This window comes from Chelativorans composti, from assembly GCF_039541695.1.
Lineage (GTDB): Bacteria > Pseudomonadota > Alphaproteobacteria > Rhizobiales > Rhizobiaceae > Chelativorans > Chelativorans composti.
On sequence record NZ_BAABGS010000020.1, the window covers coordinates 38346 to 60763 of the forward strand.

The 22418-nt window shown below is 62.2% G+C and carries 26 protein-coding genes, 1 tRNA gene and 1 pseudogene; 11 read left to right on the forward strand and 17 right to left on the reverse strand.

Going from position 1 to position 22418, the window contains the following annotated elements; all coding sequences use genetic code 11:
* Positions 1-20: 20 nt before the first annotated feature.
* Positions 21-386, reverse strand: coding sequence for a response regulator (locus tag ABD906_RS07590; RefSeq protein WP_345098901.1), 366 nt, complete (start codon positions 384-386; stop codon positions 21-23).
* A gap of 176 nt (positions 387-562) precedes the next feature.
* Positions 563-1105 carry a hypoxanthine phosphoribosyltransferase gene (gene hpt, locus ABD906_RS07595; RefSeq protein ID WP_345098902.1) on the reverse strand — a complete coding sequence of 181 codons (543 nt, stop codon included), beginning with the start codon at positions 1103-1105 and terminating at the stop codon, positions 563-565.
* A 271-nt stretch (positions 1106-1376) separates the two neighbouring features.
* Between hpt and ftsE the strand changes: the two genes are divergently transcribed.
* The 7 genes and pseudogenes from ftsE to ABD906_RS07630 all read left to right on the forward strand — a co-directional run bounded on the left by ftsE (position 1377) and on the right by ABD906_RS07630 (position 5985).
* Positions 1377-2036: a cell division ATP-binding protein FtsE gene (gene ftsE, locus ABD906_RS07600; RefSeq protein ID WP_345098903.1), complete on the forward strand. Its 660-nt coding sequence runs from the start codon at positions 1377-1379 to the stop codon at positions 2034-2036.
* The gene (locus ABD906_RS07605) at positions 2029-3018 is read left to right on the forward strand and encodes a cell division protein FtsX (RefSeq protein WP_345098904.1); all 990 of its coding nucleotides are present in this window, start codon (positions 2029-2031) and stop codon (positions 3016-3018) included. Before ftsE ends, ABD906_RS07605 begins: the two co-directional genes overlap by 8 nt.
* Before the next feature lie 102 nt (positions 3019-3120).
* Positions 3121-3813, forward strand: a complete 693-nt coding sequence (locus ABD906_RS07610) for a YdcF family protein (protein ID WP_345098905.1) — start codon at positions 3121-3123, stop codon at positions 3811-3813.
* 252 nt (positions 3814-4065) lie between these two features.
* Positions 4066-4242: pseudogene (locus ABD906_RS07615) on the forward strand (DUF4188 domain-containing protein); the annotation flags it as partial.
* A 29-nt stretch (positions 4243-4271) separates the two neighbouring features.
* Positions 4272-4508 carry a hypothetical protein gene (locus ABD906_RS07620; protein ID WP_345099077.1) on the forward strand — a complete coding sequence of 79 codons (237 nt, stop codon included), beginning with the start codon at positions 4272-4274 and terminating at the stop codon, positions 4506-4508.
* A gap of 8 nt (positions 4509-4516) precedes the next feature.
* On the forward strand, positions 4517-4954 hold the full coding sequence (locus tag ABD906_RS07625; protein WP_345098906.1) for a DUF2141 domain-containing protein: 438 nt from the start codon (positions 4517-4519) through the stop codon (positions 4952-4954).
* Positions 4955-5187: 233 nt separating this feature from the next.
* Positions 5188-5985 (forward strand): lysophospholipid acyltransferase family protein, encoded by a 798-nt coding sequence (locus ABD906_RS07630; RefSeq protein WP_345098907.1) that lies wholly within the window; start codon positions 5188-5190, stop codon positions 5983-5985.
* A gap of 38 nt (positions 5986-6023) precedes the next feature.
* On the opposite strand, the gene ABD906_RS07635 is transcribed toward ABD906_RS07630, so the two are convergent.
* The gene (locus ABD906_RS07635) at positions 6024-6575 is read right to left on the reverse strand and encodes a gamma-glutamylcyclotransferase (protein WP_345098908.1); all 552 of its coding nucleotides are present in this window, start codon (positions 6573-6575) and stop codon (positions 6024-6026) included.
* 117 nt (positions 6576-6692) lie between these two features.
* Between ABD906_RS07635 and ABD906_RS07640 the strand changes: the two genes are divergently transcribed.
* The gene (locus ABD906_RS07640; RefSeq protein ID WP_345098909.1) at positions 6693-7616 is read left to right on the forward strand and encodes a DUF2125 domain-containing protein; all 924 of its coding nucleotides are present in this window, start codon (positions 6693-6695) and stop codon (positions 7614-7616) included.
* A 100-nt stretch (positions 7617-7716) separates the two neighbouring features.
* Here the strand turns inward: ABD906_RS07640 and ABD906_RS07645 are convergent, their stop codons facing one another.
* The 9 genes from ABD906_RS07645 to ABD906_RS07685 form a co-directional block, all read right to left on the reverse strand.
* Entirely contained in the window at positions 7717-10305 is a 2589-nt protein-coding gene (locus ABD906_RS07645) for a TIGR02302 family protein (protein ID WP_345098910.1), read from the reverse strand.
* Between the two features lie 287 nt (positions 10306-10592).
* A complete protein-coding gene (locus tag ABD906_RS07650) occupies positions 10593-10892 on the reverse strand; it encodes a GNAT family N-acetyltransferase (RefSeq protein ID WP_345098911.1) in 300 nt (99 codons plus the stop codon).
* The gene (locus tag ABD906_RS07655; RefSeq protein ID WP_345098912.1) at positions 10885-11505 is read right to left on the reverse strand and encodes an alpha/beta hydrolase; all 621 of its coding nucleotides are present in this window, start codon (positions 11503-11505) and stop codon (positions 10885-10887) included. The genes ABD906_RS07650 and ABD906_RS07655 overlap by 8 nt, the downstream gene beginning before the upstream one ends.
* Positions 11506-11770: 265 nt before the next feature.
* Positions 11771-12790 carry a PRC-barrel domain-containing protein gene (locus ABD906_RS07660; protein WP_345098913.1) on the reverse strand — a complete coding sequence of 340 codons (1020 nt, stop codon included), beginning with the start codon at positions 12788-12790 and terminating at the stop codon, positions 11771-11773.
* Positions 12791-13046: 256 nt separating this feature from the next.
* Positions 13047-13322, reverse strand: coding sequence for a hypothetical protein (locus ABD906_RS07665; RefSeq protein WP_345098914.1), 276 nt, complete (start codon positions 13320-13322; stop codon positions 13047-13049).
* The gene (locus ABD906_RS07670; protein ID WP_345098915.1) at positions 13315-13704 is read right to left on the reverse strand and encodes a hypothetical protein; all 390 of its coding nucleotides are present in this window, start codon (positions 13702-13704) and stop codon (positions 13315-13317) included. Before ABD906_RS07670 ends, ABD906_RS07665 begins: the two co-directional genes overlap by 8 nt.
* A 75-nt stretch (positions 13705-13779) precedes the next feature.
* Complete coding sequence (locus tag ABD906_RS07675; protein WP_345098916.1) at positions 13780-14094, reverse strand: hypothetical protein; 315 nt, start codon at positions 14092-14094, stop codon at positions 13780-13782.
* A 120-nt stretch (positions 14095-14214) separates the two neighbouring features.
* Positions 14215-14763, reverse strand: coding sequence for a sigma-70 family RNA polymerase sigma factor (locus ABD906_RS07680; RefSeq protein ID WP_345098917.1), 549 nt, complete (start codon positions 14761-14763; stop codon positions 14215-14217).
* A gap of 4 nt (positions 14764-14767) precedes the next feature.
* Entirely contained in the window at positions 14768-14971 is a 204-nt protein-coding gene (locus tag ABD906_RS07685; RefSeq protein WP_345098918.1) for a NepR family anti-sigma factor, read from the reverse strand.
* 186 nt (positions 14972-15157) lie between these two features.
* Here ABD906_RS07685 and ABD906_RS07690 point away from each other — a divergent pair, with 186 nt between their 5' ends.
* Both ABD906_RS07690 and ABD906_RS07695 read left to right on the forward strand, forming a co-directional pair.
* Positions 15158-15955 carry a response regulator gene (locus ABD906_RS07690; RefSeq protein ID WP_345098919.1) on the forward strand — a complete coding sequence of 266 codons (798 nt, stop codon included), beginning with the start codon at positions 15158-15160 and terminating at the stop codon, positions 15953-15955.
* Between the two features lie 202 nt (positions 15956-16157).
* A complete protein-coding gene (locus tag ABD906_RS07695) occupies positions 16158-16325 on the forward strand; it encodes a DUF1328 family protein (RefSeq protein ID WP_345098920.1) in 168 nt (55 codons plus the stop codon).
* A gap of 173 nt (positions 16326-16498) precedes the next feature.
* On the opposite strand, the gene ABD906_RS07700 is transcribed toward ABD906_RS07695, so the two are convergent.
* From ABD906_RS07700 to xylF, 3 genes are all read right to left on the reverse strand, one after another.
* The gene (locus tag ABD906_RS07700; RefSeq protein WP_345098921.1) at positions 16499-17326 is read right to left on the reverse strand and encodes an ATP-binding cassette domain-containing protein; all 828 of its coding nucleotides are present in this window, start codon (positions 17324-17326) and stop codon (positions 16499-16501) included.
* A 5-nt stretch (positions 17327-17331) separates the two neighbouring features.
* The gene (locus ABD906_RS07705; RefSeq protein WP_345098922.1) at positions 17332-18642 is read right to left on the reverse strand and encodes a sugar ABC transporter permease; all 1311 of its coding nucleotides are present in this window, start codon (positions 18640-18642) and stop codon (positions 17332-17334) included.
* Between the two features lie 102 nt (positions 18643-18744).
* Positions 18745-19737, reverse strand: coding sequence for a D-xylose ABC transporter substrate-binding protein (xylF, locus tag ABD906_RS07710; RefSeq protein ID WP_378188449.1), 993 nt, complete (start codon positions 19735-19737; stop codon positions 18745-18747).
* Positions 19738-19954: 217 nt separating this feature from the next.
* On the opposite strand from xylF, the gene ABD906_RS07715 reads away from it, so the two are divergent.
* Positions 19955-21190 (forward strand): ROK family protein, encoded by a 1236-nt coding sequence (locus ABD906_RS07715; RefSeq protein WP_345098924.1) that lies wholly within the window; start codon positions 19955-19957, stop codon positions 21188-21190.
* Between the two features lie 187 nt (positions 21191-21377).
* Here the strand turns inward: ABD906_RS07715 and ABD906_RS07720 are convergent, their stop codons facing one another.
* Together ABD906_RS07720 and ABD906_RS07725 are read right to left on the reverse strand one after the other, a co-directional pair.
* Entirely contained in the window at positions 21378-21896 is a 519-nt protein-coding gene (locus ABD906_RS07720; RefSeq protein WP_378188447.1) for a superoxide dismutase family protein, read from the reverse strand.
* 432 nt (positions 21897-22328) lie between these two features.
* Positions 22329-22404, reverse strand: a tRNA-Glu gene (locus ABD906_RS07725).
* Positions 22405-22418: the final 14 nt, after the last annotated feature.

Consider the following 22418-nt stretch of genomic DNA (forward strand, 5'->3'; position numbering starts at 1 on the left):
CCTTCCCGCCCGGCAAATTCTCAAGCCGCCAGCACCTGCGACACGCGCTCGCGCAGTTCCATCAGTGTGAAGGGTTTGTTGACGACCGCGCGAACCGTGCCGTCCAGCTCCACCGCCCTCTCGCGCTGGTCGGCATAGCCGGTCATCAGCATCAGCCGCAGATGCGGGAAGGCCTTGGCAACGTGGCGGGCCATCTCGATGCCGTCCATCGCGGGCATGCGGATATCGGAAAGCACCAGGTCATAGGCGCCTGCTGCTTCCATGATCTTGTTCAACCCGTCGAGCCCGTCTTCCGCTGTCTCTACCGTAAATCCGGAGGCAATCAGCGCGCGAGCCACGAAGGAGCGTACAGAGATATCGTCTTCGACAACAAGTAACTTAGCCATGAGCGGACCTTCGCACCTACACGTTACGGTTCGCTGAACTGGCAAAGTGAACAAACGGTTGCGCGGTGGACATCCCCCGCCGGAAGCTGCCGTCGCTTCCGCATCCGTGATCCCGGGACGGCGTAATATCCTGATTTCTCTAGATTTTAGCGACCGTTAATGCCGTCCAGATTCCGTTAAGCATCGCCGCGAACAACGCCGACGAACGGTAGCTCGCGGAATGCGTGGGCGACGTCCATACCGTAACCGACCACGAAATAATCCGGGCACTCGAAACCGACGTGATCCGCCTCAATATCCGTCTGGCGACGGCTGCGCTTGTCCAGAAGCACCGCGATCGAGACCGACTTCGCGCCCCGCGAAAGCATCAGGTCGCGGACAAACTTCAACGTCTTGCCGGATTCCAGGATGTCGTCGATGAGCAGAATGTCACGGCCCGCGACATCGTTGTCGATGTCGCGCAGAACCTTGATCTCGCCGCTGGTGGTGCCGGCGCCATAGCTGGAGATCATCATGAACTCGACCTCGGGCGAGATGCCCGCGTCATACATGGCGCGGATCAAGTCAGCGGCGAAGATGAACGAGCCCTTGAGAATGGAAATGACCAGCAGGTTGTCATACTCGCGCTCAGCCACCTGCTTTGCCAGCTCCAGATTGCGCCTGGCGATCATGGAGGCCGAATACAGAACCTCGATATCCTTGCCGCGAACTACAGCCATGTCTCTCCAAAGCCTCCATGAACTTTCTGCACCATACTTATGCGATAATGCGGTGCCACAAAAAGGCAACGGTTTACAAGTCAGCGCGGCATGAACATCGACATTTCTCCCCGGCCCCGGCATCAGCTGGCGCGCCGGATGCAGGCGAAGGCCGCATGGTTCTTTCGGGGACCTGTCCGCCGTGTTAAGCGGACGTTAACCATAAGGGCCGAATGTCCCAACAACGGCTTCAGGCAATTGCTGCAGCCAGAACCGGATTGATGGCGTTTCCGTGATACGTTTCGAGAATGTAGGCCTCAGGTACGGGATGGGCCCGGAGATCCTTCGAGACATCTCCTTCCGCATCCCGGAGCGTTCGTTCCAGTTTCTGACCGGGCCGTCGGGCACCGGCAAGACGACCCTGCTGCGCCTGCTGTTCATGTCGCTCAAGCCGACGCGCGGGCTGATCACCATTTTCGGCAAGGACCGCTCGCGTATCACGCGGGAAGAACTCCCGCTGATTCGCCGCAACATCGGCATGGTGTTCCAGGACTTCCGGTTGCTGGACCACCTCACCACCTACGAGAACGTCGCGCTGCCGCTGCGCGTGCGCGGACGCGACGAATCCACCTATCGCAACGATGTCATCGAGCTCCTGAAATGGGTGGGTCTCGGCGACCGGATGCACGTCTACCCGCAGGTGCTGTCGGGCGGAGAGAAACAGCGCGCGGCCATCGCCCGGGCGTTGGTCGAACAGCCCCGGATCCTGCTGGCGGACGAGCCCACCGGTAACGTGGATCCTCTGCTGGCGCGCCGGCTCCTCCGCCTGTTCATCGAGCTCAACCGCATGGGAACCGCGGTGGTGATCGCCACCCACGACCTGGGCCTGATGGACCAGGTGGACGCGCGACGCATGGTCCTGTCCGAGGGAAGGCTGGAAATCTATGACTAGCTCGGTCCGCCGCACGGGATTCCTCAGCCAAATCCGCATCATCGGCGGCGGGCTCGCCGGTCGCGCCGCGCGGCAGTTCGGCCGCACGCAAAGCCCGATCGTGCCGCGCGACAACGTGGCATCGCGCGCAATGGTGCTGGTCATCGCCATCATGACCTTTCTTTCATGCCTGACGCTCGGGGCCGTCACGCTGGTGCGCGACACAGCCACGACCTGGCAGACGCAGATCTCGCGAGAGGCTACCATCCAGATCAAGCCGGGTGACGATTTCGACATGGAGGAGGCTCTGGCGAAAGCCCAGCGGGTCGCCTCGACCTATGCGGGCGTGCGTTCGGCCACGATCGTTGACCTGGCGGCAACGGTACGCCTGCTGGAGCCGTGGCTCGGATCGGGACTGGACCTTGAAACGCTGCCCGTGCCGCGCCTCGTCATCGTGACGATCGACCCGACCTCGCCGCCGGACTTCGAGTCCATGCGCGAGGAACTGAAGCAGACGGTGCCCCAAGCGATCCTCGACGATCACCGGACCTGGGTGGACCGGCTGGTGGCCATGGCCAACACGACCGTCACCATCGGCGTGGCAGTCCTCGCTCTCACGCTGTCGGCGACCGCGCTTACCGTCATTTTCGCCACGCGCGGGGCCATGGCAGGCAATCTCCATGTCATCGAGGTGCTTCATTTCGTAGGGGCGCAAGCGCCGTTCATCGCGCGGGAATTCAGGCGCCATTTCCTCGTCTCGGGCCTGCGGGGCGCCATCGGCGGAGGCATCGCCGCAGTCATCGTGTTCGTAGCTTTTTCCTGGTGGTCCTCCCGCAACCTCGGAACGCCGGAAGGCGACCAGGCCTCGGCCCTGTTCGGGAACTTCTCCATCGGCGCGTCCGGTTATGCCGGGGTGGCGATCATCGTCGTGCTTATCGCCATCCTTGCCGCGGTTACATCGCATTTTACGGTTATAACCTATCTGCGGCGGATCGAGGCTTAACCGGGTCGAAAGCTCACATGGCAAATCAGCGTGTAACGATTTTTGTCGCAGGGGCCGTTGCCGCTTATCCCTCCGCTAGAATTTTGAGTTAGAAATATCATCATGGTTCAGATGGCACATGTTCGGGTAGACGAAAGATCGCGAGCCTGGCTCCGCGCGCGGTCCCTTTGCCGTCTCGGCACTGCCATCTGCGGTCTGGCCATCTTCGCCTTTCTGACCGGATTCCTCGTGTTCGTCGATCACGTCGCCAGCCTCGAAACCCCCGCGGAAGTCCCGGATGCGGACGGCATCGTGGTGCTGACCGGCGGCACATCCCGCATCGATGCGGGCCTCAGTCTGCTCAAGGCGGGAAAGGCCAAGCGGCTTCTCATCAGCGGCGTACACCCGGCCGCAGGGGTCAACGATCTCAGCAGGGTCACCGGCGGAGACACCTCGCTGTTCAACTGCTGCGTGGACATCGACCGCGTCGCGCTCAATACAATCGGCAATGCCGAGGAGAGCGCCAAGTGGGCGAACGCCAACACGTTCCGCAGCATCATCGTGGTAACGAACAACTACCACATGCCGCGCAGCCTGCTCGAAATGCGCCGTATCCTGCCTAACGCGGAACTCAAGGCATATCCCGTGGTGAACACGCCTCTGACCGGCACCGCGTGGATCAGGGATGCGGACGCTTTCCGCGTTCTGACGACGGAATACGTGAAGTACGTCGCCGCATTGGTGCGGACGGCCCTGCCGGAACAGGCCACGCACTCCTACAAGCTTTTTGCAGCGGAAGCCCGCGGGCACTCCTGATACCGGCTGCAACGGCCAGCCGCCCTCGCCGGCATGCTGGCCATCACTCGATCATTCGCCCAAGGGCGGTGTCCGCCCCATCCTCTTCAGCATCCAACCACATCTCGGAGAGCCGGTTTCTTGACGAAACCGGAACTTTTTGCACACTGCATTAACTGGCTAAGTATCAGCATGGCCGGTGCGGAGGGGGACATGGAGCGGCACACCGTCGATTTGTCGGGTTATCCCGACCTCGTCGTCATTTATCTCGGAATGCGGGTGAATTCGTTGCGGGGGCTGCCCACGCTCCTCAGCTTCCGGTCCAAGATCCAGGCCGTCATCGACAAACCGCCGCCCGGCCTGCTGGCCAACGACTGGATCATCTACTCCCTCTTCCCGCTCCACATGGGCATGCGCCAGTACTGGAAGGATTTCGAAAGCCTCGAGACCTGGGCACGCTCGGGCGCGCACCGGGAGTGGTGCAGACCTATGTCAAGGACACGCGCGGCACCGGCTTCTGGCACGAGGCCTATTTCATGGGTGGCGGCATGGAAACCGTCGCGGTCAACATGCCGCAGCGCCTTGGCTTCAGGAAATTCGCGCCCGAACATCAGGCGCGCGGCAGCATGTTCTCCGCGCGCACGCGCGCACGGCGGGAAGGCACGGCGCAGGTGGATGCGCCGGTCACGGAACACGAGCTTTACGGAAACTCATGAGGGGCAGCGTGCTTAACAGACTTCCTGGCAGGATCTCGCTTGCCGTGCTGCTTGCGGCCGGTTTCTCATCGGTCGCATTGGCCGGCACGGTCACGGTGACGGTAACGGGCGTTCGCAACAATCAGGGCGTGGTGCGGTGCGGGCTTTATTCCAGTCCGGATGGCTTCCGCGTGCCGGGAAAGGAAACCAGGCAGGCGATCGGACAGATCTCGCAGGGCCGGTCACAGTGTTCCTTCGGCGACGTACCGCCCGGAACCTATGCCGTCGCGCTGTTCCATGCGGAGCACAACGAGACAGCATTGCAGACCGGTCTCTTCGGCCGTCCCAAGCAGGGCGTGGGCTTCTCGAACAATCCGTCCATCAGCTTCGGTCCGCCGAGCTTCAAGGACGCGGCCTTTACGGTGGGCTCCAAGCCGGTGAACCTGCAGATCCAGATGAAGTACTAGCCACGGCTCCAAGGCAGTGGAGACCGGTTTCCCGCCCGGAACCGCGAAAGCAAACTGCCAGGGCTGGCAGACGAGCTCCACCGGGCTCTCATCCGCGCTCGCTGCGGCTGGAGAGAATGCCGCGTGGCCGCACATGCGCTGTGCGGTCCTGTCGCTTTTCGCACGAGACGGGCTTGCGAATTCCGGATGATGGGGTAACCAGCAGGAGGTGATAGCCGGAGTTCGACACACGCATGCTCTTCCTTCGCTCGCTGCTCTTCAACACCGCATTCTACCTGAACATGATCGTCCACATGATCGTCCTGCTGCCCTATTTTCTGCTGCCGCGGAAAATGGCGTGGACGATCATCAAGAACTGGTCGCGTTCAAGCGTGTGGCTGCACAGGGTGCTCGCCGGAACGAAGTTCGAGATCACCGGCGTCGAGAACATTCCTCCCGGCCCCTGCATCATCGCGCCGAAGCACCAGTCGTTCTGGGATACGTTCGCCTTCCTCCCCCACATCGAAGATCCGCTCTACATCCTGAAACGGGAACTGATGCTGATCCCGCTGTTCGGCTGGTACCTCAAGAAGATGGGGATGATCGCCATCGACCGCGGCTCGGGTTCCAAGGCGCTGCGCCAGGCGGTTACACAGGGCCGCGAAAAGATGAAGGAGGGCCGCCAGCTGATCATCTATCCCGAAGGCACGCGCCGTCCGCCAGGGGCGGAGCCGGTCTACAAGTACGGCATCATCGAGCTTTACTCGCAGCTCAACGTGCCGGTCGTGCCGATCGCACACGTGGCGGGCCTCTACTGGCCCCGCCGCAAATTCATGCGCTTCCCCGGCATGCTGAAGGCGCGCGTGCTGCCGCCCATCCCGCCCGGCCTCTCGAAAGAAGAATTCCGTGAGCGGCTCATCCGGGACACGGAAACGGCATGCGACGAGCTACTTGTCGAGGCAGCAACAGGTGCCAACCCTCCACCGCTCCCCGAAACGGCGCGCGCCCGCCTTGCCGAGCTCGGGGTAAACGTGCCGGCACAAACGAACTGAGGGAGCCAGAACCGGAGTGTACCCGTCAGGGCCTGCCGTCAGACAGGGACGGGCACGGGGCCACGCTCCGGCTCACGCTTGAGGCGGGCGGCTACCTCCTCCAGCCAGTGGTCTCGGATGCCGAGGGCGCGAAGGTGCTCCACCGTGTTGAAGACATAGTCCTCATTCGGTCCCGCCTGCCCGACCGCTCCCGAAATGAAAGCCGCGGCCTGATCCGCATGGAGAGCCCCGGCGTATTGCGGATGGGTTCGGTCCACGACATAGGCGACCGCGTCCACCGTCGCTCCCCCTGCCAGAATGACGGGAAGATAGCGTTCCCTGTAGACATTGGTGACGAGCTCACGCTCGCGCAGATAGGCGATCACTTCCTCGCGGGCCTCACCAGCCACGCGGAAGGCCATTCCCACGCATGAGCCACCCCGGTCCAGTCCCAGCACAAGGCCGGGACGGGTTGGCGTTCCGCGGTGGACGTGTGAATATATGCACAGTGCCCTTCTGTAGCCGTAAACGCGTGCCTTCTGGGCTTCCAGATGGGCAAATCCCGGCCGCCACATCAGAGAGCCATAGCCAAAGACCCAAAAATCGTTCATTGCGTTCTTACTCTTGCTGCCAGGAAAGCCAGCGATTCGCCTAGCGAGGGGACACTCATGCCGTCAAGCCCTGCACAAGGACCAAACTACACCCGACGAGCCCTTTGGCTGTCCGGAGTGATCGTCGTCGCTGGGCTGATTTACACCGGAATATGGTATTATTTGGCTGGCGAGCTCAACGAGCGGGTGGCTGCCGCCCTCTTGCACGCGAACCAGAATGGCGTGCGCGCAAACTGCGAAGAACCGGAGATCCACGGCTATCCGTTCCGACTTGGCGTCCGCTGCCGCAGCGTCTTCTATGAGGACGTGAAGGAAGGCGTATCCTTTCGGGCGGAGGCGGCTGAAACCGCCGCCAACATTTATAACCCGCAGCATGTCGTCGTGAAGGTCGAAAGTCCCGTGACGCTGATGTTGCCATTCCTGCCGCAGCTGAACCTGCGGTGGAAGGAGCTTGGTCTCAGTGCGCAGCTCGATCGGCCACTGCCGTCGCGCGTGTCGATCGCCGGCTCGAACATCCAGCTGTTCCCCGATGACGCCGAGGATGGGCCCGTCGCGCAGATGAGCGCGGGGGAGCTGCATGCACGGCAGGTGGAGCAGGATCTCGAACTCGCCACCACTTTTCATGACCTGGTCATCACCGACGGGGTCGCTCCCAACATCCCAGCACTCGAAGGCCGGGCTATGGTGCTCGTCAACGACGGCGTGAGCATGCTCGAGAACCGGAACCTCGACCTGCGCGGTCACAAGGGTCAGATCGAGGAGATGGTAATCGGTGTGGTCGGGAAAAAGGCCGCCATCTCCCTGAGCGGACCGATGGAGGTGGACCGGGACGGGTATCTCACCGGACAGCTCAGGATCAAGGTGGACGACCCGGTCGGCACCGCCAGGATTCTGGCCGATGTCTTTCCCTCGGCGGCCGATCCCATCCGGTCTGCCACCGGAATGCTGACCGCATTGGGCAACGCGACGGTGGAATTGAGGATCGTCCGGGGCAACGTCTTCCTGGGCTTCATTCCCCTCGGCACGATCCCGCCGATCTGACGCGCGGCCTTCCGACGTGTCGGCGGCGCTCCGAACACACGGAAGCCCATGGCTTGCGTGATACACCTGCCAGTAGCCGGAAAGCCTGAAGGCGCTCACGTCAGCGCATGTCGAGAAGACGTTCGAGGTATTCGCGCTCCAACTGAGGCGTGAGGGCATCTCCTAGACGGCGGCGGATGGCGTCGAGGATGCGCCGGGCCTGCTGCGTGTCGATCTCGTCCGGAATCTCCACATCGCTGCCGAAGTCCGGTCCGGTGGTAGCGCGCGGACGGCCAAGCGGATCCCTCTCGACACGGCCTGCACGCTGACCCTGCTGTCCGGGCTGGTTGCCTTGCTGGCCCTCCATTGCCTGCTGCATCTGCTGCATCATGTCCTGCGCTCCGCGGCGCAAGGCTTCCAGAGCGCGGCCCTGTTCGCCGGTAGCCCGCTCACCCTCGCCCTCGCCAAGCGCGCCCTCGGCTTCGCCCATGGCCTCACCAGCCTCGCCGAAGCCCTCGCCCGGCTGGATGCCGAGATCACGCAGCGCCTCGGTAAGGTCCTGCAGCTGGTCGCGCAGCTGGCCCTGCCGCTGCTGGAGTTGACGCAGCGCCTCGGCCAGTTCCTCGGCCGTCATGCCCTGACCCTGCTGACCACCTTCGCCCTGCTGACCCTGCTGACCCTGCTGGCCCTGTTGACCTTGCCGCCCCCGCTGGCCCTGCTGGCCGCGCTGGCCCTGTTGACCTTGCTGACCTTGCTGACCCTGCTGTTCACGGTTCATGCGGAAGGTTTCGTTCAACAGTTCCTGCTGCTGGCGCATGATCTCGCCTAGCTGGTCCATCTGCTGGCGCATCTGTGACTGCATGGAGTCATCCTGGCCCTGCTGCGGACGGCCAGCCTGCAGGTTGTTCATAAGGTTCTGGAGCTGGGACAGCAGTTCCTGCGCCTGCTCGCGCGCGCCGGACCGGGCCAGATCCTCCAGCTGATCCAGAAGGCGTTCCAGATCCATCTGGTCCATCATCTGGCCTTCCGGGATCTCGGCCAGACTGTCCTGGTTCTGAAGGGCGCGCTCGGCAAACTCGCGCAGGAAGTCGCGCATGGCCGCGCGCAGTTCATCCATGAGGCGCTGCAGTTCCTCGTCGGTGGCGCCGTTCTCCAGCGCCTGCCGCAGCGCTTCCTGGGCATCGCGAAGACGCCGCTCCGCGGCCGTCAGATCGCCATCCTCGATGATGAGCGCGATCTCCCAGAGGTCGTCGACGACGCCGCGGAGAGCGTCGTCGGTGCGGGCGATGTCCAGGCGGGAGCGGATCGACGAGATCAGAAGGAAATGCGCGGGGTTGGCGATCATCTCGTCCGCCCACAGCAGCACCGCGTCCATCATCGCCTTCACGCGCGGCTTCCTGTTGGCGTCGAGGGCCAGAACCTGACGCTGTTCCACCAGCGCGCGGGCGAGACTGTTGGTGAACGGACGTTCGGGGAGCGTGAACCTCTTCGTCTCGCTTTCGGCCACCTGTTCGGCAGCGTCCGTGGCGAAGAGGGTCAGGTCCACGTCCCTGCCTGCCCACGGGTGTTGGGTCAGATCCTTGGAGGTCTTCGCGACATTGTCCTTGCTCGAGCGGCGCGGCAGCGGAAGCGGCACTTCCGGCGCCCCATAGAGGGGGCGGACATTCGGATCTTCATCGGCCAGCCTGAAACGGGCCTCCGCCTTCGTCACCCCGTAATCGTCCTCGACGAAATAGGAAAGCTCCAATGCGCCGTTGGCCGCGCGCCGGGGCTCACCCTCAAAGCGGATCACCGGCGGGCGGTCCTCAATAGTGCGGAAACTCCAGGAAAACAGGGTCCGGGAGCCGTCGGAGAGTTCAACCACGCTGTCGCCATCAATCACATGGGCGAATTGGACAACGCCGTTTTCCTCTCCAGATTCGACTCCGACGGACTGACCGTCCGCGGATTTCGTGACCGTCAGAGCCTCGCCCCCCGATCCATTGCTGATGCGGACCGAAAAGGTGCTGTTTTCTGGAACCAGAAACTCGGTCTTCTCGCGATTCGCGTCGGCCGTCAGGAATATGGGAGGCCGGCCTGTGTAGGGCGGAGGCGTCACCCAGGCGTCAATTCTCGCCGCGACATGAGCAGAGGTGGAGACCGGGGCGCGGAAAGCATCCAGCACGCTGCCGCTCTGTGGTCCCGTCGCGTAGGCGGCGGCGACGACGAAGAGCAGCGCGGCAGCAGCCCGAAGAGCATAGGGATCCCGCTCCGGAATGTCGGTACGCGGAAGGTCACCCTGCAGACGCGACAGCCTTTCGGCCATCCGCTTCTGGTGCTCGAGCCACAGGGCGCGGGCGAACGGATCGTCGGCCGCAGCGGCGAGACGATCGGTCTGGGTCAGCAGCGGCGCATGCTCGAGCCGGTTTGCGGTTTCGATGCGGCGGTCCACATCGGGGGACGAAGGCAGGCGAAACTTGCGGAAGGGCACGAGCGAGGCCAGAAGGCCCAGCGCCAGCACGCCCAACAAGGCAAACCGGCCCCAATCGGGCAGCAGGCGGAACACGCCCAGCCAGGACAGGCTCAGGAACAGGCTGATGATGACGGCAATCGGCAGAAACAGCGGCCACAGCCGCTCGACGGCAATGACGGTCCATACCACCGCGCGCGTGCGCGAAAGCCTTGCCCCAAGGCCGCGCATGCGAGCGTCTGAGATATGGAAATCCTGCATATGCGTTCGCCTTCCAGAGGGGCGAAACCCTTCCACCCTCCTCTTTAAGATAACACTAATAGAGGCGAAGACGAGGCGTAAGCCCCACAACGGGCCGAAATGACATCACGAACATGTCATGGAGGCAAACAATCTGCCGAAATCATCTCCCCGCGTCGGTTCGCGCCCACAAGATACAGACGGAACCCCGGGGTCGCGCCAATAGGAAGCGAAGTGGGAGGCCCTTGCGCCGCCGCGGAGGTTCAGCCAGCCGGGCCTCCACCGGCAGCGTCGCCAACAGCCCGACGTCAGGCCAGGACGTCCGCCCACTCCGGATGCCGGCGGAAGGCAACAACGACATAGGGGCAGATCGGCCTGATCTTGAAGCCCTGCCTGCGGGCGTCCTCCACCACGCGGAGCACCAGCTGGGCCGCAATGCCCTTGTTGCGCCACTCCTGGGGAACAAAGGTATGGTTCACCCTGATCTCATGGGGAACTTCCCTCGTGAAGGTCAGCTCGGCCTCGAGGCCATCGCGACGGTAAACGTAGCGTCCCGCGCTGGCTCCACGCTCCTCAAGCTCAATTTCAATCGGCTCGTTCTCACGCATCAACCTTCATCCTGTATCTTGCGAGGAAACTTCTCGCCGACGCCACCTCTTCGGAACGAAGCTCGTGTCCTCCGGCATGCCAGAACACCTCGACGGACGCGGCAACCCTTACCAGGTTCGTCACAAGGGAGGAGGTCATCTCAACAGGACAGATAGGGTCATTCTGACCCGCGGTCACGAGGATTTTCGTCTTGATGTTCTCGCGCGGGCGGAATGGAACCAGCGGATGCATGAGAACGGCTGCATCGAACAGGTCCGGCTCCGCGAAGATAACCGAGGCGAGGATGTTGGCGCCATTGGAGTAGCCCACCCCGATCACCGCGGGCGGATCGAGAACATCGATATGGGCTTTCAGGAAAGCCGTCATCTTGCCGGTGGCCCGGGCCAGATCGTCCATGTCGTAACGCCCTTCACCCGTGCGCCTGAAGAAGCGGGCAGCACCGTGCTCGCTCACGTCACCGCGCGGTGACAGAAGCTCGGCGTCGGGCAGAATCTTGTCCGCCAGCGGCACAAGCTGGTGCTCGTCACCCCCCGTTCCATGGAAAAGAACCAGGAGTGGAGCATCATCCGGGGCTGATTTGTGAAAATACGCATAGGAACTGATCGACGGCATCTTACGACCTCAAAAGAACAGAATTTGCAAACCCGTGATGACTATTCCAGCATGGCGGCGGCAATTCTTCATCCAGACTTTTCGCAAGACCGGATACTTTCAACAATAAGCAAAAACAATACACCCGAAATCACTCCAAGAATAGATTTATTGCAAACGATGACCCTTCATCACCTTCCCCATCGTGGAGAGAGCCTTGGGTTCCCCAATGAAAAAGCCCCGGGTTTCCCCGGGGCCAAGGAACGTCAGACATTCAATCGGACAGTTACTGCACGTTCAGCAGCATCCGATCGCGCTCGTTAGCGTAGGACGCTTCGTCATACTCGGGCTGAGCTTCCAGCTGATCCTTGGTGAACTGCGTGTAGAGGTAGCGATCGCCATCCTCATCGGCCAGGAACTTCAGGTTTTCCATCGAGACGGCAACGGACTTCTCGCCGATGCCAAGGAAACCGCCCACGTCCACGATGACGGCGTCGACATTGCCTTCGCCCGAAAGGATCACATCGTTGATCTCGCCGATGTTCTCGTCATTCATGCCGTAGACCGTGGTGCCGATCAGCGTATCGGCGGAGATCTGGTCCTCCGGAACTTCACTCAAGGTCGAACGATCGACGGCCGTAACCCGTGCATCATCGGAATTCGACGTTGCAGAAGTCGTGGTTGGATCGGTCGAAGGCGCAACCGCCACAGCCGGCGGTGCATCGGACGCCGCCGGAGCGTCGGCAGCAGACGGCGTGTCGCTCATTGCGGTGTTGGTGTCGGCTTCGGCTGCAGGCCGGTCGGTCGTGTCAGAGGCCGTGGTATCGAGGTCCGACTTGGTCACGGGCGTCGTCTTTCCGACCTGAGCGTCGGCAGGCATCGGCTTGAAGGCCGAGCGATCGAAGGCTTCCTGTGTCTCCAGGGCTTCCTTGGTGGTCGGCACAACCACGCGGACGGTGCCATCCGACTGCTCATCCCATTCCACCAGATCGTATTCGAGGGCCACGTCCTTCTGACCAATCCCGAGGAACCCGCCTACGCCAACCACAACGGCATCCACATTGCCCTGTTCGCCAATAACAAGATCGACAACCTCGCCAATGTTCTCGGCATCATCGCCCGTGCTGTTATAGACATTTTGCCCCATCAGATTGGTCGCGAGGTGGCCGTCCGCATGGACAACCATGGGCCGTTCGGTCCCGGTCGCAGCGGGGGCATCGCCTACCGGCGGGGTCGTTGTTTGCGCCAGTGCGCCACCGGCCAGAAATGCGGTGATCGCGGTGGTCGCCAAGAGCTTGCGAATCATGTTAGTATCTCCATGTGCAGTTGATCTGTACATGGCCGCACATCCCTTGGATCCTGACAGAGACATTCGGTGTGCGGCCACCTCACGCCTAACGCGCCGTATCCGGATGGGTTCCGGCAATCATTGACATTGGCGATAACAATGCGCGCTTTGCCAAGCGCGGTGCCACGCACCAGCGCAATGAAGAGGCCGGTCCGCTTTCGCGTCCGGCCTCTCGATATCAGGTCCGTGTGGAAATGAGGATCGTACGAGGCGATCAGTTCTGCCCGGCGGGTGGAAGCGCGGATGGATCCTGCGGCGCCGTCTCGCCAACGGAGGGGCCGCCGGCGTCGATCTCCCGGCTCTCATCCTGAATGCCCTCGCCGTAGAACTCCACCAGAGCCCAAACGACGGCGGCCAGGACCAGGCCACCTATGAGGACCCAGAGGACCGGAACCCCCTTGCGGCCCTGTCGTGCCTGCCGGGCCGGGAATTCCCGTCCGCCAGGAGGCTCGGCATTCCGGGCATCACGCCTCGTGCGATCTTCATCCATCTTTCCTGCTCCGCTGCTCGAACTGGCGATATGCCGCGTAACCAGCAATTGCCGCCAGGATAAGTGTGGCTGCGCCCACCCCTGCCCCGGTGACCTTCTTATTCTTGCCCAGCAGAGCCGGGATCACCGCCATCGCGGAAGCGGTGGCGGCGAGAGACGCATTTTCCATGCGCCGGCGTTCCAGTTCCCGCCGATATTGCCGCAGGTACATCTGATGAACAGCGAGGATGATTGCCACGATGACAGCAAAGGCGACGGCAAATCCCACAGCCGCTTCGATTGCGCCCCATCGCAGCGCCGCGGCGATATACAGCGCGATGAACAGAAACAGCACGGCCATGAGGGCCGCCAAGCCTGCAAGGGCATAGGCGATCACGCTCATGCGCAGGCGCTGCTTGAGACTGGATGCCTCGCCCGCCAGGAGGAGCGACAGTAGCTGAGCCACCACGCAGGCTCCTTACCGGTGAGCGATCAGGGCGAACAGATAGCCTATCGCAGCCGCCACCGCGATCGACGTCAGCGGCTTCTCGCGGACCAGACCCACCAGCTCATCCTGAAAATCTTCCGCGGTTCCCCGCAGCTGTTCTGCGCCTTCCTTCGCGGCGCGCTGGGCCGCGTTCACCGAGCGGTTGCTTATCCGGCGAAGATGATCCGAGAGCTGCGACACGTCCTCCCGAAGCTGCCGGATCTCCTCTTCGAGGGTGCGTTCCGCACCCTGTGCTTCTGCTGAACGGTCCTGATCGTCTGTCGCCTTCGCGCCTGATGTAGCCATGGCCGGTCTCCCTAAAGTTGTCCTTGTGAACGTCCATGCCAGCCTGCAGTTCCCGACTTTCGCCGAAAAACAGATTTGCCGGCACAAGATGTGCCGGCTACAGGTATAAACCCATAAGTATCAGGCGGAAATGGTGGTCGTTATCTGCAGGGAAACCGCATCGGGACCGAAATCCCCCTCCCCCTTGATGCCGAGAATTTCCTGCAGACGGTTGCGGGCGCGGCTCACGCGGCTCTTGATGGTGCCCACGGCACAACCGCAGATCTCCGCAGCCTCTTCGTAGGAAAAGCCCGAGGCGCCGATGAGAATGATCGCCTCGCGCTGGTCTTCCGGCAAAAGCTCCAGGGCCTTCCGAAAGTCGTTGAGATCCGACGAACCGTCCTGTGCCGGATGGACCGACAGACGGGCAGTGATCACGCCGTCGCTGTCCTCCACCTCGCGCCGCTTCTTGCGCATCTGCGAGTAGAACTCGTTGCGCAAGATCGTGAACAGCCAGGCCTTCAGGTTCGTGCCCGACTGGAAACTGTCCTGCTTGTCCCAGGCCTTGACCAGAGTCTCCTGGACCAGATCGTCGGCTCGATCCGAATTCTTGGCCAGAGACACTGCGAATGCGCGCAGGGTGGGAACCGCGGCGAGCAACCCGTCACGGAAACTCTGGGGCTCGGTCATACCCTTACTCCTCGTTCACCGTTTCGCGCTTCTCAAGCTGTTCCAGTTCCTGCAGCAACTTGCTGAAACGTTCGGGGATTTCGGGCGTCAGAAGTTCGTCGTAATACTGCTTGAGCTTCCGTCCGATCTCGGAATTGGTCCCCAAGGGGTCGATGACACGATCATCCCGCCCAAGTCCCCGGTTTTTCCACGGTTTCTTGTAGTTCATACCGCTCACAATCGCTCTCGCCCTCGATGCTGTAAATTAAAATCCAGCACGTTCCGAAAAATTTGAACGTTAACGAGCTTCACCAAAGATTGTTCCAGCTTGCGGAACTTTTTTTTCAGTTCCACGTTTGGGGTATTCGCGCGCGGATAATTCTGCCGCATAACTTTCGATGGAGATGGAACCAGCATGAGTTTGTCAGCGAGAATTGCCCCGCATCTGCCCTATCTCCGCAGATTCTCCAGGGCCGTCTCCGGCTCCCAGACCAGTGGCGATGCGCTCGTCGCAGCCACGCTTGAGGCACTGATCGCCGATACTTCAATTTTTCCCGACCTGCCCGACGACCGGATCGCTCTTTTCCGGCTCTTTACGAAACTGTTTGGAACATTTGATGTTCGCGTTCCCACGATCCATCCCACGACCGCCTGGGAGCAGCGAACGGCCGCCAATCTGTCGTCCCTTGCCCCCGAGCCGCGGCAAGCCTTCCTGCTGGTGGCCGTCGAGGGCTTCAGCATCGAGGAAACAGCCCAGGTGCTGGACGTGAGCACGGAACGCGTTCACCAACTCCTGCAGGAAGCCAGCGACGAAATCTCCCGACAGGTCGCCACCGACATAATGATCGTCGAGGATGAGCCGCTGATCGCGCTCGACATCCAGACGATGGTCGAGGGGCTCGGCCATCGCGTGGTTGGCATCGCCCGCACGCACACCGAGGCCACGGCACTGTTCGAACGAACGAAGCCGTCCATGGTCCTTGCGGACATCCAGCTTGCCGATGGCAGCTCCGGGATCGACGCCGTCAACGAGATCCTCGTCACGACTCCGGTTCCGGTCATCTTCATCACTGCCTTCCCCGAGCGGCTGCTGACGGGCGAGCGGCCAGAACCAGCATTCCTGGTGACGAAACCGTTCAATCCCGACATGGTGAAAGCCCTCATCAGCCAGGCGCTGTTCTTCGACCACCAGGCCCGCGCGGCCGCCGCCTGATCGATCCGGATTCTTCTGGATCCTTTGCACACACCCCCATGCCGAGCCAGTCAACGCATGGGGGTGTCACGCATGGACGTGGGGCATCGTTCACGCGCAGAAGCCAGGTCATTCTCTCCGGTACAACACTCCCACCAAATCCGTTCACGGAACGAACTCTCGAACAGAAACGTTGCCTTCCATCATCATCATGGAGGCAAACATGCTCTATTGGGTTCTGGTGTTTCTCGTCGTGGCGCTGGTGGCCGGCGCCCTCGGCTTTGGCGGGCTTGCCGGCGCATCGGCAGGTATCGCACAGATACTGTTCTACATTTTCCTCGTGCTGCTCGTGGTATCCCTGCTTTTCGGCTTCTTCCGCCGCGCGGGGTAACGAACAGCGTTCGGAGGACGGCCTGCGGTCCGTTTCCGTGGAGGGCTCCGGATTCACGGACTGCCGCAGGCCACCTCCCGGCAATCCGATTGCCGTTCTAACAACCAGATTACCATCGAAATGCACTCGCCGGCGGGCACATGCCGGCTTCGCGCTGCGTGAGCCCGGGCGGCTCAGGCAGCCGCCACCTGAAGGGCTCCCGGTCCCGGCACCGCGCCCACCGGGCACTTGCCGAGAATGATCATGCCCAGCACCTCATCCTCGGTGACATCGCTTGTCCGGGCGGTTCCCACCACCTGACCGTTCTTCATCACGACGATACGGTCTGCGAGATCGAACACATCGTGGATATCGTGGCTGATGAGGAAGATTCCCAGCCCTTCGCTCTTCAGCTGTCGCACCAGCTCGGAGACCTGCGCCGTCTCCTGCGGTCCGAGCGCAGCGGTCGGCTCGTCCATGATGAGGATGCGAGCATCGAAGAGAATCGCGCGGGCGATCGCCACCGACTGCCGCTGGCCGCCCGAGAGGCTGCTCACCGGTTCCTTGAACCGCTGGAAGCGAGGGTTCAGGCGCCCCATCACCTTGCGGGTAGCGGCTTCCATCGCCACATCGTCAAGCGTGCCCCAGCGCGTCAGTATCTCGCGGCCGAGGAAGAGGTTGGCGGCGGCGTCGACATTGTCCGCCAGCGCCAGCGTCTGGTAGATGGTTTCGATGCCGTATCTCTTCGCGTCGCGCGGATTGTTGATGTGCGCTTCCTCGCCGTTCACGAAGATTGTGCCCGAGTCCCGCTTGTAGGCGCCCGAGAGAATCTTGATGAGCGTCGACTTGCCGGCACCGTTGTGTCCGACCAGGGCCACCACTTCGCCCGGGTAAAGGTCGATCGACACGTTGCTGACCGCATGAATGCCGCCGAACGAGATCGAAATGTTCCGCATTTCAACCAGCGGAACGGTTCCGGCCCCGGCTTCAGGCGTCGCGCCATGACGTTTCATGTCCACCATTCCTGTCATCCCTTCACGCGCTTGCGGTACATGGTGTCGAGCCAGACGGCTATCACCAGGACGATGCCGACCACGATGTTCTGCAAGGGCGTATCGACACCGAGCAGGATCATGCCCGTGGCGATTGACTGCATGAGCACCGCGCCGATCATGGCACCGGCAATCGTGCCCACGCCGCCGCTGAGCGACGTGCCACCGATCACCGCCGCCGCAATCACCAGCAGCTCGTCGAGGGTGCCCATCGCATTGGTCGCAGCATTGAGACGGGCGCTCGAGACCGCCGCCGAAATGGCCGCCAGAATACCCATCAGGATGAAGATCTTCATGATGATCCAGCGGGTGTTGATGCCGGCAAGCTCAGCCGCCTCGGGATTGCCACCGATGGCGAAGACATAGCGGCCAAAGCGCGTGCGCCGCGCAAGGAACGTGACCACGACGCCGACGCCGATGGCCATCAGCACCGGGATGGCGATGCCATGCGAAATAAACAGACCGCCATCGGGAATGGGTATGCCGTGCTCCTCCGCGTAGCGGCGGGCAATGGCCGGAGGTAGCGGGTAGGCGTTCACCACGGCAACGGCACCGAGGATCAGCGCCGAACCGATTGCGCCCAGAAGAACCTCAGCCCAGAGCGGGCGAAGCGGGAAATTGAAACGCCGGCGCTGCCTGCGCCCGTTGAGAAGAAGAAGAACGAGAGCCACGCAGGCCAGCACACCGACGATCCAGCTCCAGGTTGCGCCGATTGCGCCATTGGCCCCACCACCCATCAGACGGAAGGTGGAGTCGAGCGGAGCAACCGTGCGTCCGCTGGTGACCCACCAAGCGGCACCGCGCCAAACCAGAAGACCGCCCAGCGTGACGATGAAGGCGGGAACGCCGAGATGGGCGATCACATAGCCATGCAGTGCCCCGATCAGCGCTCCGACACCCAGACCGGCCGCGAGCGTCACGATCCAGGTCGCGGGATGATCGAACCCCCAAAGCGACGGAAGCAGTTCCGCCTGCGTGACCCCCATGATCATGCCGACGAAGCCTAGAACCGAGCCGACGGACAGATCAATATTGCGCGTGACGATGATCAGCACCATGCCGGCTGACATGATCGCGACGGACGCGGACTGAACCGACAGGTTCCACAGATTGCGCGGCGTCAGAAACAGTCCGCCGGAGAGTATATGAAACCCGAGCCAGATGATCGCCATGGCAAAAAGCATGCCCAGCATCCTGACATCGAGTTCCGTCGCTTTCAAAAAACGGGAAACGATTCCGCCTTGTGCGGCGGCTGCGCGATCCTGCGCAGCGGCAAGGTCGGCCATCTACACCTCCAGTCTTTCCGCAGAGCGGATTGCTGCGCTCATGCGGATGAAGCCGCGGGCGAAACTCCTCCCGCGGCATCCCAATGCCCCCACTTCAAGCGGTTAGCCGCAAACCTCCACGGTGCCGGCCTTCACGCCCTGACAGACGACGTCCTTGGAGACCCAGCCTGCATCGATCACGACATTGAGGTTGTCCCGGGTGATCGGGATCGGCGACAGGAAAATGGCGTTCATCTCGACGCCGTTGGGGCCATCGGCCCACTTCACCACGCCTTCGATCTCCTCCATCTTCTTGCCTTCGGCTAGCTCGCCGGCGATCTTTGCGGCAGCCTTGCCGAGCTCACGGGCGTCCTTCCAGACGGAGACGGTCTGCGTGCCGAGCGCAATGCGATTCAGCGCTGCATGGTCGCCGTCCTGCCCCGATACCGGTACCGAACCGGCGAGACCCTGGGCTTCCAGAGCCGCGATGGCGCCACCGGCAGTGCCGTCATTGGAAGCCACGACCGCGTCAACCTCGTTGTTGTTGGCGGTCAGGAACTGTTCCATGTTGCGCTGGGCGTTGGCCGGCAGCCAGCCGTCCGTGTAGGCCTCGCCCACATTCTTGATCTTGCCGGAGTCAATCGCCTCCTTCAGCACTTCCATCTGGCCGGCGAACAGGAAGTCCGCGTTCGGATCCGCCGAAGAGCCCTTGATGAAGACATAGTTGCCCTCAGGCTGAACCTCGAACACCGCGCGGGCCTGCAGACGGCCCACTTCCTTGTTATCGAAAGTGATGTAAAACGCGTCGGGATGCTCGATCAGACGGTCATAACCAACCACCGGAATGCCTTCGGCGGCCGCCTTCTCCACCGCGGGAATGATCGCGGAGGCATCCTGAGCTAGGATGATCAGGGCATTGGCCCCCTGAGCAATCAGGGATTCCACATCGGTCAGCTGCTTACCGGGAGAAGACTGGGCATCCGCCGAAATGTACGTGTTTCCATCCGCCTCGATCTGTGCCTTGATGGCCGCTTCGTCAGTCTTCCAGCGCTCTTCCTGGAAATTCGACCAGGAAACGCCGATCACCTTGCCTTCGGCAAGTACAGCGGTGGACATTGAAAGAGAAAGGGCAATCCCCCCCAGAATAGCAGTCACGGACTTTTTCATACACTCCTCCCCGAGCGAAATGAGAACTATATTTTTCGAGGTCCGAAAAAATAAATGACTCAGGACGTCTTCGGTGTCAACATGACGATTGGAGACAATGATTCTGGACAACTGTTACCAAGGGGCGCCCACCGACATGCTTGCAGGCGGAATTAGGCACGACGTCATGCGAAGCCGGAACCGATCGCTGGTGATCGGAGCCGTCCGTCGCGCCGGGAACCCCTCACGCACGCAGATTGCCCACCTGACCGGTCTCAGCCACTCTACCATCTCGGCGATCGCTGCCGACCTGATCGCGGAAGGCATCATGCGCGAGAGCGTGCATGAAACGCAGGTGCCCGTCTCGCGGAGGGGCCGGCCCCAGGTCGCCCTGACGCTCAACCCCGATGCCGGGAGAGCCGTGTGCCTTCACCTCCATTTCAACCGGCTGGAGGCGGTTCTCGTCGACTATTGCGGCGGCGTGATCGCCACGCGCACGCACGTCATCAACACGCTGGCGCTGAACCGGCAGCAGTTGATCGACCTCGTGGTCGAGACCGTGCAGGAAGCTGCCGGCGGCAAGCCGTTCATGCGCATCGTCTTCGCGGTCCAGGGCGTCACGGACGCCAAGGGCGACGAAATCCTGTGGTCCCCGATCATCACCCACAACCACGTCCCGTTCGGAACCCTGCTCCGGGAGCAGTTCGGCATCCCGGTCAGTGTCCAGAACGACTGTAACCTCATCGCGACCGCACTCCACTGGATCAATCCGGAGCGCTATGGCCAGAACTTCCTCGCCATCCTGCTCTCGCACGGCATCGGCATGGGGCTGATGCTGAACGGCCAGATATTCACCGGAATCCGTTCGTCCGGCGTCGAGTTCGGTCACATGATCTATCGGCCGCACGGATCACTCTGCCGCTGCGGACGGCGCGGCTGCATCGAAGCCTATGCCGGGTCCTACGCAATCCAGCGGCGCGCGGAGGGACTGGACACCGTGAGCGAACCGCTCGCCAATACCCACGATACCGACCTCTCTGCCCTCCTCGCCCAAGCCCGTGCAGAGGATGGGCCGGTGCGGCAGGCTTTCCGCGAAGCGGGCCAGGCCATCGGCTATGGCCTCGGCAGTCTGTTTGCCCTCATCGACCCTGCGCCGGTGGCGCTGATCGGGCATGGCACCGCGGCGTTCGAGATCATGGAACCGGAGATTCGGACGGCACTCGCTCAGACGGCCGCGGGGCAGAACGCCGGCGACCTGTCGTTCGAGATCTGGCCCGACGAAATCCCGCTCATCCAGCAGGGCTGCGCCATGGAAGCGCTGAACAGCATGGATCACGAGGTATTCGGACCCGGCCTTCAGCCGACCGACAGCGCGCGCGCCGCACGCACGCCGAACGGCGAGCCAACCAAGGCCTACGCTTAGCGCCCAATCCCAGGGAAGGCTCGCAGCCAGCCATCGCGTTCTTCCCGGAAGTCCGGGGTCTTCCCCCCCTCGGGATCGTTCTCCTTCCGCCGGAACGGGCAGGAGCGACACCGGGTGGGGCAATGGTTCCCCGCCCGTGCAACCTCCCTGCCCGCGTCGCCGTGTGACGAGATTGCTGCGAGTGCGATCACTTGATCACCGCGCAGGCGATCCGGTCGCCCGCATCGCCGGCGGGCTGGCTCTTGTAATCGTCCTTCTTGGCGTGAATGACGATCGCCCGTCCTTTCACGCCGTTTTCCTTGCCATCCAGGCTGACCCTCGGCGCGAGAATTTCCGCGCGCATCTTGCCCTGATCATCAACGAACTGGTTCGGCAGATCGCCGCCGTGCGGGCCCTTATCGGCTTCAAATCCATGCTCCATTTGCCCGGGGTTGAAATGCCCCTCGGCTGACATGAATTTGGTTTGCGGATCGCAACTGCCCTTCTGGTGAATGTGGACGGCAAGCTCCTTGCCGGCCGGAAGACCGCTAACATCCATGCGAATCAGGACGCCGCCACCACTGGCGGGAACCAGCGTGGCCTTTCCCACGGTCTCTCCCTTCAGATTGACGAAGCTGGCTGTCGCCTCCCCGCCTTCCGCAGCCACGGCAAGGTTGGCGGAAACGGCAAGCGCCGCAGCAGATATCAGCACAAATCGACTAAGCATCGTTTCTCTCTGGCAATGAACGAATGAAACAACCAAATCAGAGCGCACTACAACAAGCCGCCCGGCTTGCCCTGGCGGAGAGACACCGCTTCCGAAGCGGGCATCCGACCGTTCGCGCCGCGCTTCCTGCCCGGCACGCGTTCTCCAAGAGCCAGCCAGCAGCACTTTAGAGGAAGGTCGAGGGCATTCAACCGAGGCAGCGGTCACAGTTTGATGACCTCAGACATTCGCGTGGGAGCAGCTTCATCCTGAACCAGGATGATGCAGGAGCCTCGGACGTTTCCCACCCAAACCTGGCTACATGGGTGAAGTGGGGAGGCTCCCCGAGACGCGATGCGCGATCTCGGGTGAAAAGCAAAGATCTCTTGCCAACAGCCTTGGAAAACCGCGACGAAAAGTCTGGGGAAGATGATGAGGAAAATTGCTGTAGAATGGTACTCCCAAGGGGACTCGAACCCCTGTTTCCGCCGTGAGAGGGCGGCGTCCTAGACCGCTAGACGATGGGAGCGCCTGTCGATGTGG

Bases quoted from the DNA above. Each gene is read 5' to 3' on its own strand.
- ABD906_RS07695 (WP_345098920.1), top strand. From the start codon at position 16,158: ATGCTCTATTGGGTTCTGGTGTTTCTCGTCGTGGCGCTGGTGGCCGGC.
- ABD906_RS07660 (WP_345098913.1), bottom strand. From the start codon at position 12,790: ATGATTCGCAAGCTCTTGGCGACCACCGCGATCACCGCATTTCTGGCC.
- ABD906_RS07715 (WP_345098924.1), top strand. From the start codon at position 19,955: ATGCGAAGCCGGAACCGATCGCTGGTGATCGGAGCCGTCCGTCGCGCC.
- ABD906_RS07675 (WP_345098916.1), bottom strand. From the start codon at position 14,094: ATGGCTACATCAGGCGCGAAGGCGACAGACGATCAGGACCGTTCAGCA.
- ABD906_RS07685 (WP_345098918.1), bottom strand. From the start codon at position 14,971: ATGAACTACAAGAAACCGTGGAAAAACCGGGGACTTGGGCGGGATGAT.
- ABD906_RS07655 (WP_345098912.1), bottom strand. From the start codon at position 11,505: ATGCCGTCGATCAGTTCCTATGCGTATTTTCACAAATCAGCCCCGGAT.
- ABD906_RS07630 (WP_345098907.1), top strand. From the start codon at position 5,188: ATGCTCTTCCTTCGCTCGCTGCTCTTCAACACCGCATTCTACCTGAAC.
- hpt (WP_345098902.1), bottom strand. From the start codon at position 1,105: ATGGCTGTAGTTCGCGGCAAGGATATCGAGGTTCTGTATTCGGCCTCC.
- ABD906_RS07705 (WP_345098922.1), bottom strand. From the start codon at position 18,642: ATGGCCGACCTTGCCGCTGCGCAGGATCGCGCAGCCGCCGCACAAGGC.
- ABD906_RS07690 (WP_345098919.1), top strand. From the start codon at position 15,158: ATGAGTTTGTCAGCGAGAATTGCCCCGCATCTGCCCTATCTCCGCAGA.
- ABD906_RS07645 (WP_345098910.1), bottom strand. From the start codon at position 10,305: ATGCAGGATTTCCATATCTCAGACGCTCGCATGCGCGGCCTTGGGGCA.
- xylF (WP_378188449.1), bottom strand. From the start codon at position 19,737: ATGTCCACCGCTGTACTTGCCGAAGGCAAGGTGATCGGCGTTTCCTGG.
- ABD906_RS07590 (WP_345098901.1), bottom strand. From the start codon at position 386: ATGGCTAAGTTACTTGTTGTCGAAGACGATATCTCTGTACGCTCCTTC.
- ABD906_RS07720 (WP_378188447.1), bottom strand. From the start codon at position 21,896: ATGCTTAGTCGATTTGTGCTGATATCTGCTGCGGCGCTTGCCGTTTCC.
- ABD906_RS07650 (WP_345098911.1), bottom strand. From the start codon at position 10,892: ATGCGTGAGAACGAGCCGATTGAAATTGAGCTTGAGGAGCGTGGAGCC.
- ABD906_RS07700 (WP_345098921.1), bottom strand. From the start codon at position 17,326: ATGGTGGACATGAAACGTCATGGCGCGACGCCTGAAGCCGGGGCCGGA.
- ABD906_RS07635 (WP_345098908.1), bottom strand. From the start codon at position 6,575: ATGAACGATTTTTGGGTCTTTGGCTATGGCTCTCTGATGTGGCGGCCG.
- ABD906_RS07680 (WP_345098917.1), bottom strand. From the start codon at position 14,763: ATGACCGAGCCCCAGAGTTTCCGTGACGGGTTGCTCGCCGCGGTTCCC.
- ABD906_RS07605 (WP_345098904.1), top strand. From the start codon at position 2,029: ATGACTAGCTCGGTCCGCCGCACGGGATTCCTCAGCCAAATCCGCATC.
- ABD906_RS07670 (WP_345098915.1), bottom strand. From the start codon at position 13,704: ATGAGCGTGATCGCCTATGCCCTTGCAGGCTTGGCGGCCCTCATGGCC.
- ABD906_RS07610 (WP_345098905.1), top strand. From the start codon at position 3,121: ATGGTTCAGATGGCACATGTTCGGGTAGACGAAAGATCGCGAGCCTGG.
- ABD906_RS07665 (WP_345098914.1), bottom strand. From the start codon at position 13,322: ATGGATGAAGATCGCACGAGGCGTGATGCCCGGAATGCCGAGCCTCCT.